Annotated in this window: 14 protein-coding genes; 7 read left to right on the plus strand and 7 right to left on the minus strand. The window is 64.2% G+C overall.

From position 1 onward, the window contains the following. Positions 1 to 140: 140 nt before the first annotated feature. The 3 genes from LB536_RS15655 to LB536_RS15665 all read left to right on the plus strand — a co-directional run bounded on the left by LB536_RS15655 (position 141) and on the right by LB536_RS15665 (position 3,279). A complete protein-coding gene (locus LB536_RS15655) occupies positions 141 to 1,064 on the plus strand; it encodes a sulfite exporter TauE/SafE family protein (RefSeq protein ID WP_140757840.1) in 924 nt (307 codons plus the stop codon). Next, complete coding sequence (locus LB536_RS15660) at positions 1,064 to 1,852, plus strand: TIGR02186 family protein (protein WP_224594024.1); 789 nt, start codon at positions 1,064 to 1,066, stop codon at positions 1,850 to 1,852. Before LB536_RS15655 ends, LB536_RS15660 begins: the two co-directional genes overlap by 1 nt. Before the next feature lie 170 nt (positions 1,853 to 2,022). Next, positions 2,023 to 3,279 carry an Hsp70 family protein gene (locus LB536_RS15665; protein WP_224594026.1) on the plus strand — a complete coding sequence of 419 codons (1,257 nt, stop codon included), beginning with the start codon at positions 2,023 to 2,025 and terminating at the stop codon, positions 3,277 to 3,279. A 2-nt stretch (positions 3,280 to 3,281) separates the two neighbouring features. Here the strand turns inward: LB536_RS15665 and LB536_RS15670 are convergent, their stop codons facing one another. Next, complete coding sequence (locus tag LB536_RS15670) at positions 3,282 to 4,178, minus strand: LysR family transcriptional regulator (RefSeq protein WP_224594367.1); 897 nt, start codon at positions 4,176 to 4,178, stop codon at positions 3,282 to 3,284. 278 nt (positions 4,179 to 4,456) lie between these two features. On the opposite strand from LB536_RS15670, the gene LB536_RS15675 reads away from it, so the two are divergent. From LB536_RS15675 to LB536_RS15685, 3 genes are read left to right on the plus strand one after another with little or no spacing between them, the layout of a single operon-like run. Beyond that, positions 4,457 to 7,387, plus strand: a complete 2,931-nt coding sequence (locus LB536_RS15675) for a molybdopterin oxidoreductase family protein (RefSeq protein WP_224594369.1) — start codon at positions 4,457 to 4,459, stop codon at positions 7,385 to 7,387. Then, complete coding sequence (locus tag LB536_RS15680) at positions 7,384 to 8,118, plus strand: 4Fe-4S dicluster domain-containing protein (protein ID WP_224594029.1); 735 nt, start codon at positions 7,384 to 7,386, stop codon at positions 8,116 to 8,118. Before LB536_RS15675 ends, LB536_RS15680 begins: the two co-directional genes overlap by 4 nt. Positions 8,119 to 8,124: 6 nt before the next feature. Beyond that, complete coding sequence (locus LB536_RS15685) at positions 8,125 to 9,060, plus strand: dimethyl sulfoxide reductase anchor subunit family protein (RefSeq protein WP_224594031.1); 936 nt, start codon at positions 8,125 to 8,127, stop codon at positions 9,058 to 9,060. Positions 9,061 to 9,063: 3 nt separating this feature from the next. Here the strand turns inward: LB536_RS15685 and pdeM are convergent, their stop codons facing one another. The 5 genes from pdeM to LB536_RS15710 form a co-directional block, all read right to left on the minus strand. Continuing rightward, the gene (pdeM, locus tag LB536_RS15690) at positions 9,064 to 9,780 is read right to left on the minus strand and encodes a ligase-associated DNA damage response endonuclease PdeM (protein ID WP_224594034.1); all 717 of its coding nucleotides are present in this window, start codon (positions 9,778 to 9,780) and stop codon (positions 9,064 to 9,066) included. Next, positions 9,777 to 12,311, minus strand: a complete 2,535-nt coding sequence (locus LB536_RS15695) for a ligase-associated DNA damage response DEXH box helicase (protein WP_140811351.1) — start codon at positions 12,309 to 12,311, stop codon at positions 9,777 to 9,779. The genes pdeM and LB536_RS15695 overlap by 4 nt, the downstream gene beginning before the upstream one ends. Positions 12,312 to 12,378: 67 nt before the next feature. Continuing rightward, on the minus strand, positions 12,379 to 13,239 hold the full coding sequence (locus LB536_RS15700) for an NlpC/P60 family protein (RefSeq protein ID WP_224594037.1): 861 nt from the start codon (positions 13,237 to 13,239) through the stop codon (positions 12,379 to 12,381). 30 nt (positions 13,240 to 13,269) lie between these two features. Next, positions 13,270 to 13,620 carry a MarR family winged helix-turn-helix transcriptional regulator gene (locus LB536_RS15705; protein ID WP_140507608.1) on the minus strand — a complete coding sequence of 117 codons (351 nt, stop codon included), beginning with the start codon at positions 13,618 to 13,620 and terminating at the stop codon, positions 13,270 to 13,272. A 70-nt stretch (positions 13,621 to 13,690) separates the two neighbouring features. After that, entirely contained in the window at positions 13,691 to 15,055 is a 1,365-nt protein-coding gene (locus LB536_RS15710; protein ID WP_224594040.1) for a leucyl aminopeptidase family protein, read from the minus strand. Positions 15,056 to 15,186: 131 nt separating this feature from the next. Between LB536_RS15710 and LB536_RS15715 the strand changes: the two genes are divergently transcribed. Beyond that, positions 15,187 to 16,017, plus strand: coding sequence for a tetratricopeptide repeat protein (locus LB536_RS15715; protein ID WP_140757995.1), 831 nt, complete (start codon positions 15,187 to 15,189; stop codon positions 16,015 to 16,017). Positions 16,018 to 16,099: 82 nt separating this feature from the next. Here LB536_RS15715 and LB536_RS15720 read toward each other — a convergent pair whose 3' ends face one another. Then, positions 16,100 to 17,125 (minus strand): type II secretion system F family protein, encoded by a 1,026-nt coding sequence (locus LB536_RS15720; RefSeq protein WP_140757851.1) that lies wholly within the window; start codon positions 17,123 to 17,125, stop codon positions 16,100 to 16,102. Between the last annotated feature and the right edge of the window lie 6 nt (positions 17,126 to 17,131).

Genomic DNA, 17,131 nt, shown 5'->3' on the forward strand with positions numbered 1-17,131 from the left:
CTTGAGTTGTCTTTTTGTTTCGGCGCGGTGGCGGGGTTTGACCACGCTGCCGCGTCGGCGCAAGAGAAAATTGGCTTTTCGATGCGATACTGTCCGCAACGGCTTTATTCGCCGACAGGCAAACTGATCGAGACTGACGGGTGGGCATCTATCTCCCGATCGCGGAAATTTCCGTAAACGTCTTCGTGCTGCTGGCCATGGGCGCCGCGGTGGGTTTCCTGTCGGGCATGTTCGGGGTGGGCGGCGGCTTCCTGATCACGCCGCTCTTGATCTTCTACAACATCCCCCCGGCGATCGCGGTCGCCACCGGCGCCAACCAGGTCATCGCCTCTTCCGTCTCCGGCGTCCTTTCGCACATGAAGCGAGGCACGCTCGACTTCAAGCTCGGCGGCGTACTCCTGGCCGGCGGCATCGTCGGCTCGACTGCCGGCATCTTCGTGTTCGGCTTCCTGCGCAAGCTAGGCCAACTCGACCTGTTCATCTCGCTCTCATACGTCGCCCTGCTCGGCACCGTTGGAACGATCATGCTGATCGAGAGCGTCAGCGTGCTGCGCGCCACGCGAAGCGGCGCCGCACCGGTGCTGAAGAAGTCTGGCCAGCACAATTGGATCCATCGCCTGCCGCTGAAGATGCGGTTCAGGGCCTCGAAGCTGTTCGTCAGTGTCATTCCAGTGCTTGGCCTTGGCGCGAGCATCGGCTTTTTGTCGTCAGTCACTGGTGTCGGCGGCGGCTTCATCATGGTCCCTGCACTGATCTATCTGCTGAAGGTGCCGACAAATGTCGTCATCGGCACCTCGCTGTTCCAGATCATCTTCACCTCGGCCTTTACCACGCTCGTCCATGCCACCACCAACCAGACGGTCGATGTGATGTTGGCCTTCCTTCTGATGGCAGGCGGCGTAGCCGGGGCGCAATATGGCGCCAAGGCCGGCCAGCGGCTGCGCGGCGAGCAATTGAGAGCCCTGCTGGCGCTGCTGGTGCTGGCGGTGGCGATCCGGCTCGCCACCGATCTGTTCGTCACGCCGCCCAACCTTTATTCGCTGTCCGGCGTGGGCCTCAACTGATGAAAGGCCTGAAAGCGTTCGCAGCCGTCGCTCTCCTGTCACTGACCGCCGCCGCGCCGGCGAAGGCGCAGACGCCGCTGACGGAAAGCATCCAGATCGGTCTCTCCACCGACGCCGTGTCGATCACCGCCGGCTTTTCCGGCGCCGACCTGACCATTTTCGGTTCGCTGGAAAATCCCGACCCCCTGGTGGCACGACAGGGCCGTTACGACGTCATCGTCGTGCTCGAAGGGCCACCCAAGCCGGTGGTGGTGCGCCGCAAGGACCGGGTGCTCGGCGTCTGGGTCAATCTGGACTCCGAGACCTTCGAGAACGTGCCGGTATCCTACTCGGTGGCGACGACGCGGCCTCTGCAGGACATCACCGAACCCAACAGCTACAGGCAATTATCGCTCGGCGCCTCCAACCTCTACATGCAGCCCGCCTATGCCGGCGACAGCCCCGCGACGATCGAGGAATTCACCGCGGCGTTGCGCGAGCGCAAGACGGCGACCGGCCTCTACAGCGAGAATGTCGGTGGCGTGCAGTTCCTGTCGCAGAACCTGTTTCGCGCCACGGTCAGGCTGGCGCCGAATGTGCCGGTCGGCACCCACAAGGCGCGCGCGTTCCTGTTCAAGAGCGGCCTGTTCATCAAGGAAAGTTCGGCGCAGCTCGAAATCCGCAAATCGGGCTTCGAACAATCGATCTTCCGCGTCGCCCACGACTATTCGTTCCTCTACGGCGTGTTCGCCATATCGCTGGCCATGGTGACGGGCTGGCTCGGCCGGCTGGTGTTCCGCAAAGATTGATGCTCCGGGAAAAGAGGGGTTCCCCTTTTCCCGGCCATGCGATAAACCGCCGCCTCCCAGCCCAGGGGCAAACACGCACATACAATTCGCCGAAGCGGTCCGGCCATCCGGATGACAGCGCGATGCGTCGCCGCTGTTTTGCCGCCACGAAACAATGACAGGAGGCTGCAATGCATCAGGCATTCGGCGGCATCGACTTCGGCACGTCCAATTCCACGGTGGGCGTGATCCGGAACGGCAAGGCGCGGCTGGTCCCGCTGGAGGGCGAACAGCCCACTCTGCCTAGTGCCGTGTTCTTCAATTTCGAGGACGGCCATACCTATTTCGGCCGTCGCGCGATCGGCGATTATACCGACAGCATCGAAGGCCGCCTGATGCGCTCGTTGAAGAGCGTGCTCGGCAGTTCGCTCGCCCACGAGAAGACGCGTATCAAGGCGCGCCAGATCGGCTTCATCGACATTATCGGCCTGTTCATCGGTCATCTGAGGACGCGGCTGGAGGAGGACGCCGGCGGCGTGGTGGAGAGCGTGGTGCTCGGCCGCCCGGTGCAGTTCGTCGATGATGACGCGCAAGCCGACGCGGAGGCGCAAGGCGAGCTTGAAAAGGCTGCCCGTGCCCAGGGCTTCAAGCACATCGCTTTCCAGTTTGAGCCGATCGCAGCGGCGCTCGACTACGAGCAGAAGGTGACGCGCGAAGAACTGGCGCTGATCATCGACATGGGCGGCGGCACGTCCGACTTCTCGATCGTGCGGGTCTCGCCGGAGCGCTCGCGATCGACCGACCGCAAGGATGACATCCTGGCCAGCCGCGGCATCCATATCGGCGGCACCGATTTCGACCGGCTGCTGAGCATCGCCCATGTCATGCCGCAGCTCGGCTATCTCTCCGCGACCAAGGACGGCAAGCGCAATCTGCCGGCCAGCTACTTCATCGATCTCGCCACATGGCAGCGCATCAACCTGGTCTACACCGCCAAGGCGATGACGCATCTGCGCCAGATCCGCTACGAGGCGGCGCGCGCCGACCTGGTCGAGCGCTTCATCCATATCGTCGAGCACCGCTACGGGCACGCTCTGGCAGCGTTGGTCGAGAAAGCCAAGATAGAGCTGACCGACAGGTCATCCGCGGACGTGGCGGTGACGCTGCCCGACGCGGCGTTCGCCGCCGGGATCACGCGCGACGGGCTGGAGGCAACGATCGCCCGGGAAATCGAGCGGGTCACCGAGACGGTGGCGCAGACCATCCGCGACGCCGGAGTCAAGCCATCCGACATCACCGCGGTGTTCCTGACCGGCGGATCGACGGCGATCCCGCTGGCAAGGCGGGAAATCCTGTCGCTGGTGCCGCAGGCTTCCGTCATAGAAGGCGATATGTTTGGATCGGTCGGGCTTGGCCTGGCGCTCGATGCGCAGCGGAAGTTCGGCTGATCCTACCCTGACCCGTTCATCTCCGCAGCCAGATGCGCCTTCAGCGCCATCTGGGCCAGGCTTGCCTGACGGTCCCGATGGGTGATCATGGCGAAGTCGCGCTTCGGCAATTCGATCGGCACGGCTCTCAGGCTCCCCTCGGCGACGGCCCGCCCGACGACGAGCTCCGAAATGATGGTCGCGCCGGCACCCGCCTCGACCGCCTGGCGGACCGCCTCGTTGCTGGGCAGCACCAGAAATATCTGCAAGTCGACAAGCGAAATCCCCTCGCGGCGCGCCAAGTCCTCCAGCACCTCGCGCGTGCCGGAGCCGCCTTCGCGGATGATCCAGCGCAGGCCGGTGATGTCGGGGCGGCCCGGCGCGGTTTCGGCGATCCGCGGATGCGAGCTGGCGACGACCAGCATCAGCCGGTCGGTGTCGACCTTGGCGCGACGCAACAAGTCGGACTCGGTGCGCCCTTCGACCAGGCCGAGATCGGCGGTTCCATCGAGCACGCTGGCTTCGACCTGCCTTGTGTTGCCGATGGTGACGCTCAGCCTGACGGCGGGATAGGCCTCGTGGAAGGAGGCCAGCCGGCGCGGCAGCCAATAGCTGGCAATGGTCAGGCTGGCGGCGATGGAGAGGCTGCCGGCGACCGTCTGCGAAACATGTTCCAGCGCATTGCGAGCGGCGGCGGCCCGCTCCAGCACGGCCTTTGCTTCGGGCAGGAACCGGTGACCGGTCTGGGCGAGCTCGATGTTGCGGCCGACGCGGTTGAACAGATGGACACCGTGCTGCTCTTCCAGCGCGCGAATGGCCGCCGACGCGGCCGACTGGGAAATGCCGAGAAGCTCGGCTGCCTTGGTCATGTGGCCGCGCTCGGCGACGGCGACGAAAATGCGCAACTGCTCCAGGGTCATGCGCACATTAAGAACCAATATCGATCGAATTTACAAGAACAACTGATTAGACGGATCGATAGCTTTATTCTACTTTTTCAGGCGACGTTAGAAAAAATTAGCCTGCAGGTCGCAGAGAACAAAATGATCGGGCGGTTCAGATCCCTGCTTGCGCATTGGACCCGCGGCATCCGACGGCGGTTGGCCGGTGATCGATATCACCCGGAAGAGCATTACATGCGCGGCCCTGGGCCGAAGACGCGAGCCAAATCCGCCGGCCGCGCGAGCAGCACAGGATGATGATGCAAGGACCGCCGCGCGGCGCCAATTCAGCCCCCTCGCAACGCCAGCTTGCCGACACGCGCGCGCCCGATGAAGACGATGGCGTCGACACCTCGCCTGACGTTTCCGACAGCATCGCCAAGACCACCTGCTACATGTGCGCCTGTCGCTGCGGCATCGACGTGCATATCAAGGACGGCAAGATCCGCTACATCAACGGCAACAAGGATCATCCGGTCAATCGCGGCGTGATCTGCGGCAAGGGCAGTTCCGGTATCATGCAGCACTACAGCCCGGCCAGGCTGAAGAAACCATTGCTGCGCACCGGCCCGCGCGGCTCGGGCGATTTCCGCGAGATCGAGTGGGAGGAAGCCTTCTCGATCGCCACCGAGCGGCTGTCGAAGATCCGCCGGACCGATCCTAAAAAACTTGCCTTCTTCACCGGTCGTGACCAGTCGCAATCCTTGACGGGCTGGTGGGCGAGCCAGTTCGGCACGTCGAACTTTGCCGCCCATGGCGGCTTTTGTTCGGTGAATATGGCGGCCGGGGGCCTTTACACGATCGGCGGCTCGTTCTGGGAGTTCGGCGAGCCCGATTGGGACAACACGAAATACTTCATGCTGTTCGGCGTCGCCGAGGACCATGATTCCAATCCGATCAAGATCGGGCTGGGCAAGCTCAAGGCACGCGGCGCCAAGGTGGTGTCGATCAATCCGTGCCGGACCGGCTACAATGCGATCGCTGACGACTGGATCGGCATCCGGCCCGGCACGGACGGCCTGTTCGTGTTCGCGCTTATCCACGAACTCTTGAAGGCGGGTCGCGTCGACCTCGATTATCTGCTCCGCTACAGCAACGCGCATGTCCTGGTTATTCAGGAACCTGGCGCGGCCGATGACGGGCTGTTCGTGCGCGACAGCGACGGCAATCCGCTGGCATGGGACAGAGTGGCGAAGCGTCCGGTGAGCGCCGCCGATGCCGACGCCAAACCGGCACTGACCGGCAGCTACGATGTCGATGGCCGCCGCTGCGTGCCGGTGTTCCAGCTCATTGCGGACCGCTATCTCGAGGAGAGGTACGCACCCGATGCGGTCGCGGAGCGTTGCGGCATCTCCGCCGGAACGATCCGCCGGATCGCCGCCGAACTTGCCCATGTCGCCTTCGAACAGGCGATCGAACTGCCGATCGCGTGGACCGACTGGGCAGGGCGGCGGCATGAGACGATCAAGGGACGGCCCGTTTCGATGCACGCGATGCGCGGCATCTCGGCCCATTCCAACGGCTTTCACACCTGCCGTGCCATCCATCTGCTGCAGGTGCTGCTGGGCACGGTGGATGTTCCCGGCGGCTTCCGCTTCAAGCCGCCGTACCCCAGGTCGGCGCCGCCGGGTCCGAAGCCCTGCGCCAAGGACGTAAGGCCGATGACGCCGCTCGACGGCATGCCGCTCGGTTTCGTCTGTGGACCCCATGATCTACTGGTCGACGAAGCGGGCACGCCGCTGCGCATCGACAAGGCCTATTCCTGGGATTCGCCGCTTGCGGCGCACGGTTTGATGCACACGGTCATCCGCAATGCCTGGGCCGGCGACCCATACCCGATCGACACGCTGATGATGTACATGTCGAACATGGCCTGGAATTCCTCGATGAACACCGTCGAGACCATGGCCATGCTCACGGACCATGACGAAGCGGGCAACTACAGGATCCCCTTCATCATCTATTCCGACGCCTATTATTCCGAGACCGTGCCGTTCGCGGACCTCGTCCTGCCCGACACCACGTATCTTGAGCGTCACGACTGCATCAGCCTGCTCGACCGGCCGATCAGCCATGCCGACGGGCCGGGCGACGCCATTCGCCATCCTGTCGTCGAGCCCGACCGCGACGTGAGGCCGTTCCAGTCGGTGCTGATCGAACTCGGCGCGCGGCTCGCCTTGCCCGGCTTCGTCGATGACGACGGCTCGGCGAAGTACCGCGACTATGCCGACTACATCGTCAATCATGAACGCACGCCCGGCATCGGCCCGCTCGCCGGCTGGCGCGGCAAGGACGAAACCTCGATCGGCAAGGGCGACGTCAACCCCAACCAGTTGCAACGCTACATCGACAATGGCGGTTTCTGGCACCACGACTTCGCCGACGACCAGCGCTACTACAAGATGGCCAACCGCTCCTATCTCGATTTCGCGGTGCAACTGGGCTTCATCCCCCAGGCCGAGCCGATCGTCTTCCAGCTCTATTGCGAACCATTGCAACGCTTCCGCCTCGCCGCGCGCGGCCATGGTCCGGTGCAACCACCCGAGACAGAGCGCAACCGCATCGAGACCTACATGGACCCGCTGCCGTTCTGGTACGTGCCCTTCGAGGAAGCGGCCGTCGATCTGCAGAAATATCCGCTGCATGCGCTGACGCAGCGGCCGATGCACATGTACCATTCCTGGGGTTCGCAGAACGCGTGGTTGCGGCAGATCACCAGCCAGAACCGCCTGTTCGTACATCACCGGACGGCGGCCGGCCTCGGCCTAGCCGACGACGACTGGGTGTGGATCGAGAGCGTCAACGGCAAGGTGAAGGGGCAGATCAAGCTGGTCGACGGGGTGAACGAGAGCACGGTCTGGACCTGGAACGCGATCGGCAAAAGGCGCGGCAGCTGGGGGCTGAAGGACGATGCCGCCGAGAGCAATCGCGGCTTCCTCCTCAACCACATCATCGGTGACCAGACTTCTGCTGACGCCAGCGGCAAACGCTATTCGAATTCCGATCCGGTCACGGGACAAGCCGCGTGGTTCGATCTGCGCGTCCGCATCGTCAAATGCGCGGCTGAAGAGGCCGGCTTCACCGAACCGCAATTCGAGCGTTTTCACCAGCCGCCGCATTTCGAACCCTCGCCCGACAAGCTCACTTTCGGCGCCGGGTTCCGGCAGGCAAGAGAGGCGGCCGAATGACCTGTCTTCCCAGTCCAGGCGGCAAGAAGCTTGGCCTCGTCATCGACCTCGACACCTGTGTCGGCTGCCAAGCCTGCGTCACCGCCTGCAAGGAGTGGAACACCGGCGGCCACATGGCGCCGCTGACCGACATCGACCCTTATGGCGGCCATGTCGACGGGGTCTGGTTCAACCGCGTCCACAGCTACGAGCACATCACGGAGATGGGTGGACGCACGGTGAACTTCCCGCGCTCCTGCCTGCATTGCGAGACGCCGGCCTGCGTCACCGTCTGCCCGACGGGCGCCTCCTACAAACGCGCCTCCGACGGCATCGTGCTGATCGACGAGGACAAGTGCATCGGTTGCAAACTGTGCAGCTGGGCCTGCCCTTACGGCGCGCGCGAGTTCGATACGGATGTCGGCGTGATGAAGAAATGCACGCTCTGCGTCGACCGCATCTACAACGACAATCTGGCCGAAGAGGACCGCCTGCCGGCCTGCGTCGCCGCCTGCCCGACCAGCGCCCGGCATTTCGGCGACCTCGGCGATCCCCAATCCCCCGTTTCGCAACTGGTGGCGGAGCGGGGCGGTGTCGACCTGATGCCCGAACTCGACTATCACCCGACCAACAAATATCTGCCGCCGCGCGCTCACACGCAACGCGCCGCATCGGTGCCCGCTCCCGCGCTGGAGCCGGTGCGGGCCGAGGGCGGTTTCCTTGGCTGGGTCGACCGCATGCTTTCGAGCTGACCATCCATGCATCCAGCTTTTTCGGTCGTCTTCTTCACCACCGCCACGGGTGCCGGCTATGGGCTGCTCGCACTGCTCGGCGTGCTCGGCCCGCTCGGCTTCATCGCCCCTGATTTCTGGTTGGGCTTCGTCGGAATGGGACTGGCGCTCGGCATGATCGCGGCCGGCCTGTTGTCGTCGACCGGCCATCTCGGCCGACCCGAACGTGCCTGGCGGGCGTTCTCGCAATGGCGCAGTTCGTGGCTGTCGCGCGAAGGTGTCGCCTCGGTCGCGACCTTCATTCCCGCAGGCCTTTTCGGTGTGGGTTGGATCTTCCTTGGCCGGCTCGACGGCTGGGTGGCGGCCGCGGGGCTTCTGTCCACCTTCGGCGCCATCGCTACGGTCTGCATGACCGGCATGATCTATGCATCGCTGAAGCCGATTGCGCAGTGGCACAGCCCCTACACCTTGCCCGGTTATCTCATCTTCTCGGCGATGAGCGGCTGCGCGCTTGTGAATGCCCTGCTGCAAGGCTTTGCGCTTGGTTCGACTATCCCGCTTGCAGCTTCGGTACTGCTCATCTTGCTTGGCTGGGGCTGGAAGCTGGCGACCTGGCGCCACAACGACCAGCTTGAAATCCCGACCAACGCCAACACCGCGACCGGGCTCGCCGGCGGGATGGTGCAATCCCTGGAATGGCCGCATACCGAGGAGAACTACCTGCTCAAGGAAATGGGTTTCCGCATCGCGCGCAAGCATAGCGCGAAGCTGCGTCGGATCGCGCAGGCGCTGGCCTTCGGTTTGCCGATCCTGCTGCTGATCGCCGCCTTCGCCTTGCCGTGGCCGTTTGCGGCGGTGTTGTCGGCGCTCGCCGCGATCGTCCAGTTCGCCGGCATGCTGGTCGAGCGCTGGCTGTTCTTCGCCGAGGCGAAGCACACGGTCATGCTCTATTATAGGCGATAGATCTCAGCCTGGCCGCAGCATCGAGCGGGAGATTGCGAAGATGCGGTCGGTACCCAGCATGTAGGCCATCAACGATTCCAGCCGGAACAGGCCGGCATAGGCTCGGTCGAGCACGTTGAGCGAACCGGTATAGGCGCCGAAGGCCGGCATGATCATGCGGCCGCCGTCGCTGGCAAAGCAGCGCCGCCGCACCGAACGGCCTTGCTGCACGATGCGGGCGCAGGGATGGAGGTGGCCGGATATTTCGCCCTCGACCCGCACCTTCGACGGCTCGTGCCGGAACAGCAGCGAACCTATGGCCAGTTCCCGCACGGTCTCGCCGGGCAGGTCCGCGGGCGCTTCCGGGTCGTGATTGCCGGCGACCCAGAACCAGTCACGGCCTGCCATCAGCGCTTCCAGCCGTTCGCGGAAGCTTTGATGCATGCGCTCGGCGCCGCCGCCGTCATGGAAGGAGTCACCTAAGCTGATGACGATCGACGGCTGATAGTCTGATATGACCGCCTGCAGCCGCAGCAGGGTCGCGCCGGTATCGTAGGGCGGGATCAGCGTACCGCGCCTTGCCAGCGACGACCCCTTCTCCAGATGCAGGTCCGATACTGTTAGCAGCCTGAGCCCGGGAAAATAGAGCACGCCGCGCGGATCGCAGACCGCGCGCTCGCCCGCGATGCCGACAAGGTCGGCCTCGCCGATCAGCGATGCGCGCGCCAGCGAAAAGTTCATTCGTCAACCATCCCCGGGCCCATGGCCTCTTCGACCAGCGTCGCCGCATCCATCAGCAGCGTTTCATCGGCCTCGCCATTGACCGGCATCTTGCCGATCTCGAGCATGATCGGCACGGCAAGCGGCGAAATCTGTTCGAGCGCCTTATGCATGATTCGACCCTGGATGCGCGAGAGCATGTCGGCAAGTCTGCTGACATCGAGCAGGCCGGTCGCCGCGTCGGCACGCGTCGCCTGAAGCAGGATGTGGTCCGGCTCATGGCTGCGCAGCACATCGTAGATCAGGTCGGTCGACACCGTGACCTGCCGGCCGCTCTTCTCCTGGCCGGGGTGGCGTTTTTCGATCAGGCCGGAGATCAGCGCGCAATTGCGGAAAGTGCGCTTGAGAAGCCAGCTGTCGGCCAGCCAGGCTTCGAGATCGTCGCCCAGCATATCCTGGTCGAACAGCGCGCCGAGCGACGGTTTCCTCGCTTTGAACATCGCGCCCATGTCGCCCAGTGACCATATGGCGAGCGCATAGTCGGTGGCGACGAAGCCGAGCGGCCTGGCGCCGGCCCTGTCGAGGCGACGGGTGAGCAGCATGCCAAGCGTCTGGTGCGCGAGCCTGCCCTCGAAGGGATAGGCGACCAGATAGTGGCGGTTGCCGCGCGGAAAGGTCTCGATCAGCAAATCGTCGCGCTTGGGCAGCATCGATTTGTCCGACTGGAACCGCAGCCAGTCGGCCACCTGCTCCGGCAGCTTCTTCCAGCGCTGCGGATCGTCCAGCATGATGCGGACCTGCTCGGCAAGGTAGGTCGAGAGCGGAAACTTGCCGCCGCCATAATAGGGCACCTTGGCGTCACTGCCCGGCGCGTTCGAGACGAAGCATTCATTTTCGCGGATGCCTTCGAAGCGCAGCACCTTGCCGGCGAACATGAAGGTATCGCCATGTGTCAAGGTTTCGAGGAACGCCTCCTCGATCTTGCCGAGCACGCGGCCGCCGTGCGACGCCGAGCCTTTGCTGCCGGCCTTGACGTAACGGACGTTGAGCGCCGGCACCTCGATGATGGTGCCGACATTCAGCCTGTATTGCTGGGCGACACGCGGATTGGATACGCGCCACAGTCCATCCTTGTTCAGGCGGATGCGTGCATAGCGCTCGTAATTCTTCAGCGCGTAACCGCCGGTGGCGACGAAATCGACGACGCGGTCGAATGTCGGACGATCGAGGCCGGTATAGGGTGCCGCCGTTCGCACCTCTTCATACAGGTCATCGGCGCGGAATGGCGCCCCGCAGGCACAACCCAGGACATGCTGGGCCAGCACGTCGAGCCCGCCATCGACCAGCGGCGGCGTATCCTGCGCGCCGAGATAATTGGCGTCGAGCGCGGCCCGGCATTCCAGCACCTCGAAACGGTTGGCGGGGATCAGGATCGCCTTCGACGGCTCATCCATGCGGTGGTTGGCACGGCCGATGCGCTGCGCCAGCCGGCTGGCGCCCTTCGGCGCACCGACATGCACGACCAGATCGACATCGCCCCAGTCGATGCCGAGATCGAGCGTCGAGGTGGCGACGATGGCGCGCAGCGCGTTCTCGCCCATCGCCTTCTCGACGCGCCGGCGCTGGGCGACATCGAGCGAGCCGTGATGCAGGGCGATCGGCAAGGTGTCCTCGTTGACCCGCCACAACTCCTGGAACAGCAGCTCCGCCTGGCTGCGTGTGTTGACGAACAGCAAGGTCGTCTTGTGGCGCTTGATCTCGCGGTAGATTTCCGGCGTGGCGTAGCGCGCCGAGTGCCCCGCCCAAGGTACCCGCTCCTCGGAATCGAGGATCGAGATTTCGGGCTTCGCGCCGCCCGTCACAATGATCAATTCCGCCATGCCACCCGGCGGGTTCTGGCTGACCAGCCAGCGCCGCAATTCGTCCGGCTCGGCCACAGTCGCCGACAGCCCGATCGTCTGAAGGCCAGGGACAAAGCTGCGCAGTCGCGCCAGCCCAAGCGCCAGCAGATGGCCGCGCTTCGATGTCACCAGCGAATGCAATTCGTCGAGCACGACATAGCGCAGATCCTCGAAGAAGCGTCTGGCATCGCCTGCCGCGATCAGCAGCGCCAGTTGCTCGGGCGTGGTGAGCAGGATATCGGGCGGCGCAAGTTTCTGGCGCTGGCGCTTGTGGGCGGGGGTGTCGCCGGTGCGTGTTTCGATGGACACGGGCAGGCCGATCTCCTCGACTGGCTTGCCGAGATTGCGCTCGATGTCGACGGCCAGTGCCTTCAACGGCGAAATGTACAGCGTGTGGATGCCGCGCCGCGCCTGGCCTGGTTTTCGCCTTGGCCTGACGGCCAGTTCGGTCAGCGACGGCAGGAAGCCGGCCAGCGTCTTGCCGGCGCCGGTCGGCGCGATCAACAGCACCGATTGCCCGGCTTGGGCCTTCGCCAGGAGTTCGATCTGATGGGCGCGCGGCGACCAGCCTTTCTCGCCGAACCATTTTACGAATGGCTCGGGCAGGACGACGGCGGCATTCTGGTCGGCGAGGCGAGGCAGCTCGGTCACGCGTCAGAGGTAGCGCGGCGGCAGGCAATCGCCAAGCGGAATCGGAACAAAAGGGGACCGAAAAGCCTTACGGGCGCCGGAACCCCGTCGGCGCGCCATAGAGATAGCCGATGCGGGCGATGGCTTCCTTCAGCCCTTCGCGCGACACAAGCATGGTGTGGCCGTTGGCGTGGATCATGGTTTCGGCGTCGGTCATGATGGCGACGTGACCTTTCCAGAACACCAGGTCACCGCGTCGCAGCCCCCAAAAATCAGGACCCGGCTGAAGCGGCTCGCCGATCGAAGCGGCCTGCATGTCGGTATCGCGCAACACCTCCCTGCCGGCCATGCGCATGGCCAGTTGCACCAGGCCGGAGCAATCGATGCCGAAGCCGGAAACACCGCCCCACAGATAGGGCGTGCCGAGAAACGTCTCGGCCACGGACACATAGTCGCCAGCCACTTCGCCGATCGGCCGCAGATGGCCAGCGATCATGGCTTCACCGGAGGGCAGCAGCGCATAGTGCGTGCCGCGTGTTTCGGCGGCACCCGTCACGGTTACCGTCGATCCCGTCGACAGTTGCCCGGCGATCGGAAAGCGCAGATCCGGGCCGGGATAAAGGAACGTACGCGGCACCGAGACGATATGGGTGGGCGCACGGTCCCGCCTGCCCAGCATAACGTCGGCGACATAGCCGACATAGCCGTCTCGCTCGGTCTGGATCCAGGCCCAGCCTTCTCTATCCTCGAAAACCAGGACATCGTCGCCGAACAGAGCTTGCGTGTTGATGCCCGAATCCAGCGTCGGCGCCTTGCGGATATCGGCCACCGGGACCGAAATCCGCGCTGGCCGACCCGCTACGAAACGGTCGGCAACGACCTCTCCTTTCAACCTGGCATCGGCCAGATCGGAGCGGAAGGCATGAAGGCGTGCGTCGTGGGCGGTCAAATCGGCAACCTTGTTGAATGGGCACTACAGTCAGATCGGCAGGTCGTGGGCCTTGGCAATGATACCATCGCCGAAGCGCTCGACAAAGAGCGCGCCTTCGACGGTGCGCTTGATCAGGACATTGCGCTTGTCGAGCTCGTCGCGATGGCGCGACACCAGTTTCAGCGCGCCCATCGTGTCGAGCGCGCGCGTGATGACCGGCTTGGTGACGTTGAGGCGGGCGGCAAGCCCGCGTACGGTGTGCGGCGGCGGATCGAGATAGATGGTGAACAGGATCGCCGTCTGGCGCATGGTGAGATCAGGCGCGTCCTCGCGCACCTGCGACAGCATCACCTGCTGCCACAGTCGCAAGGCTTGGCTCGGGCGCATCGCAATCGACATCGCGCCATGATGACGGCAAATTGTTTCGGTTCCGTTTCAGTTTCTGCAATTTGCCGGCTCTGCTTGCGCATCAGCCATGGCGCGTCGAGATGATCCGCTCCAGCGCCCGGATCCCTTGCGCCTCGCCACCGGCGGGGCCGTAGGGGCGATCGGCGGGGTTCCAGGCGAAGATGTCGAAATGCGCCCAGCTTGCCGACTTTTCGACGAAGCGCTTGAGGAACAGCGCTGCGGTGATCGAACCTGCGAAGCCGTCCGTGGTGACATTGTTGATGTCGGCGATCTTCGACGACAATTTCGCATCGTAGGGCCGCCATAGCGGCATGCGCCACAGCGGATCCTCGACTGCCAGCGATGCCGCTGCCAGCTCCGAGGCAAGCGCCTCGTCATCGGTGTAGAAGGGCGGCAGGTCGGGGCCAAGCGCGACGCGGGCTGCTCCGGTCAGGGTCGCCATGTCGATCAGAAGCCGCGGTTCCTCCTCGTCGGCAAGCGCCAGCGCATCGCCCAGCACCAGCCTCCCTTCCGCGTCCGTATTGCCGATCTCGACTGAGATGCCTTTGCGGCTCGCCAGCACGTCGCCGGGCCTGAAGGCATTGCCGGCAATCGAATTCTCGACCGCGGGGATCAGCACTCGCAGCCGCACCTTGAGCCCAGCCGCCATGATCATCGAGGCCAGGCCAAGCACGTTGGCGGCGCCGCCCATGTCCTTCTTCATCAGGAGCATGCCCGAAGAAGGCTTGATGTCGAGACCGCCAGTGTCGAAGCAGACACCCTTGCCGACCAGGGTCACCTTCGGTGCGCCTTGCTGCCCCCATGTCATGTCGATCAGGCGCGGCGCACCGGACGAGGCGCGACCGACGGCGTGGATCATCGGGAAATTCTGTGTGAGCAGGTCGTCGCCCTTGATGACGGAGACTTCGGCCTTGTGGGTCCCAGCCAGGGTCCGCACCGCCCTCTCCAGATCGTCCGGCCCCATGTCGCTGGTCGGCGTGTTGACAAGGTCGCGAGCCAGGAAGACGCCGTCGGCTATACTACGAACACGTTTTGCGTCGACGCCGGCAGGCAGGTCGAAGCGCAGCGCCTTGCCCGGCTTCTTGCCGTAGCGGGTAAAGACATAACCGCCGAGCACGATTGCAAGAGCCGCCAATTCCGGCTGGGCCGGCTTGGACGCGAAATGCCAGTCGCCCTCCGGCAAGGTTTTCGCCAGGGCGCCGATGGCAAGCGCGCCCTCGCCGTCACCAAGACCGAACAGGGCGCCCGCGAGCACTCCGTTCTCACCGGGCACGACCAGCGTCCTGCCGGCCTCGCCGGAAAAGCCGTTTGCCTTGGCCCAGGCGACAATGGACGGCGACAGACCGGCCACCTCCAGGCCGTCCCTGGCGACCAGATGGATCGGCAGCGGGTTCTTCAGCTTGTTCTCGACCAGTTCTACGGACATCAGATGTTTCTCCTGCCGAGCTCGCCCGAGTCGGCGCTTCTTAACCCTCCGTTAGGGTTAACAGAATATTTCTGCTGGAGGGAAGATGGCCACGCAATGGCCACACGTATGAATGGAGGCCCAGGGTGCCGATGCCGACCAACCGCACGATAAACATCCGGGGAAAGCGGCTCATCACCACGGCGTTCATGCTGGCGCTCGCGGCAGGTGTCGCGGGATGCGCAACCGACAAGCTCACCACCGGCTCGATCGGACGCACCAGCGGCAAGCCGCTGGAGACGATGTCGGCGGGAGAACTACACAATGCCACGGCAGCACTCGGCCAATCCTACGCCAGGAGTCCCAACGACAAGCGTATCGCGACCAACTTCGCGGCCGCGCTGCAGATGGATGGCGATGCCGACCAGTCACTCGCCGTGATGCGCAAGCTGGCGATCGCCTATCCCAAGGACCGCGACGTACTCGCCGCCTACGGCAAGGCACTGGCCGCCAACGGCCAGTTCGAGGCGGCGCTCGATGCGGTGCGCCGCGCACAGACGCCGGAATATCCCGACTGGAGGCTGGTCTCCGCCGAAGGAGCCATACTTGATCAGCTCAACCAGAAGGATGAAGCGCGCCAGCTTTACCGCAAGGCCCTCGAACTCAAGCCCAACGAGCCTTCGATCCTTTCCAATCTCGGCATGTCCTATGTGCTGGAAGGGGATCTGCGCACCGCCGAAACCTATATGCGGTCGGCGGCCCAGCAGCCGAACGCCGATAGCCGGGTGCGCCAGAACCTGGCGCTCGTCGTCGGCCTGCAGGGCCGTTTCGACGAAGCCGAAAAGATCGCCTCGCAGGAACTTTCGCCCGATCAGGCACAGGCCAACGTCGCCTATCTCAGGCAGATGCTGGCCCAGCAGAACGCCTGGAGCCAGCTGAAGGATCAGGACAAGGCGAAACCGGCGAAAACCGCCACCAACTGATCGCCGCGCTTGCCGTAAATCGTAAAAAGCCGCGCTCGATTGCAGCGCGGCTTTTGTTTCCGCGGACGGATTCTGCGTTGGTTTACTGGCTGGTCGACGCGGCCGCCCCGGAATGATCGCCGAAGATGCCGCGCTGGCTGACCTGGATGCCCGCCGGCCCCAGGATGATGGCGAACAGCACCGGCAGGAAGAACAAGATCATCGGCACGGTGAGTTTGGGCGGCAGGGCGGCCGCCTTTTTCTCGGCGGCGTTCATGCGCATGTCGCGGCTTTCCGCGGCAAGCACGCGCAGCGCGTGCGCCACCGGCGTGCCGTAGCGCTCGGCCTGGACAAGCGCCTGCGATACCGACTTGACCGATTCCAGCCCCGTGCGACTGGCCAGGTTTTCATAAGCCTGCTTGCGCTCCTGCAGATAGGAGAGCTCGGCATTGGTCAGGATGAATTCTTCCGCCAGGGCCACCGACTGCGCGCCGATCTCGTCGGCGACCTTGCGCAGTGCGGCTTCCACCGACATACCGGATTCCACGCAGATCAGCATCAGGTCGAGCGCATCCGGCCACGCCATCTGGATCGACTGCTTGCGCTTGGTCGCACGGTTGTTGACGTAGAGGACCGGCGTGTAGAAGCCGCCATAGGCAACCAGGATGCATACGAACAGCCGGACCACCAACGGCTTGTCGGGCAATCCTCCGAGCACGAAAATATAGATCAGACCGAGCGCGAAGCCGACAAAAGGAAGCACCAGGCGGAAGAACAGAAAACGCGTCAGCGGGTTCTGTCCGCGAAAGCCGGCAACCTTGAGCTTCTGCAAGGTGGCCTCGTCGGCCAACGCACGCCGTAGATCGAGCCGGTCGACAATGTTGCGCATGCCGACCGACTGTTGCTCGCGCAGACCCTTGCGGCGGCGATCGGCCTCGGTCGCTAGCCGCGCGCGCTGCTTGGCGCGAAGCTCATCACGCTCCAGCGCGACCGACTTCATGCGCGCCTTGAGCGGGTTTCCGCCAAACGCCGGCAGCAGCGTAAAGACGGTTGCGAACACGGCGATGGCAACCAGCAGCGCAATCAGGAAGCTGGGATCCGTCAGTGATTTGATGGCTTGTTCGGTCATGCCACG

Source organism: Mesorhizobium sp. ES1-3 (assembly GCF_020164795.1).
In the GTDB taxonomy this organism is placed as follows: domain Bacteria; phylum Pseudomonadota; class Alphaproteobacteria; order Rhizobiales; family Rhizobiaceae; genus Mesorhizobium.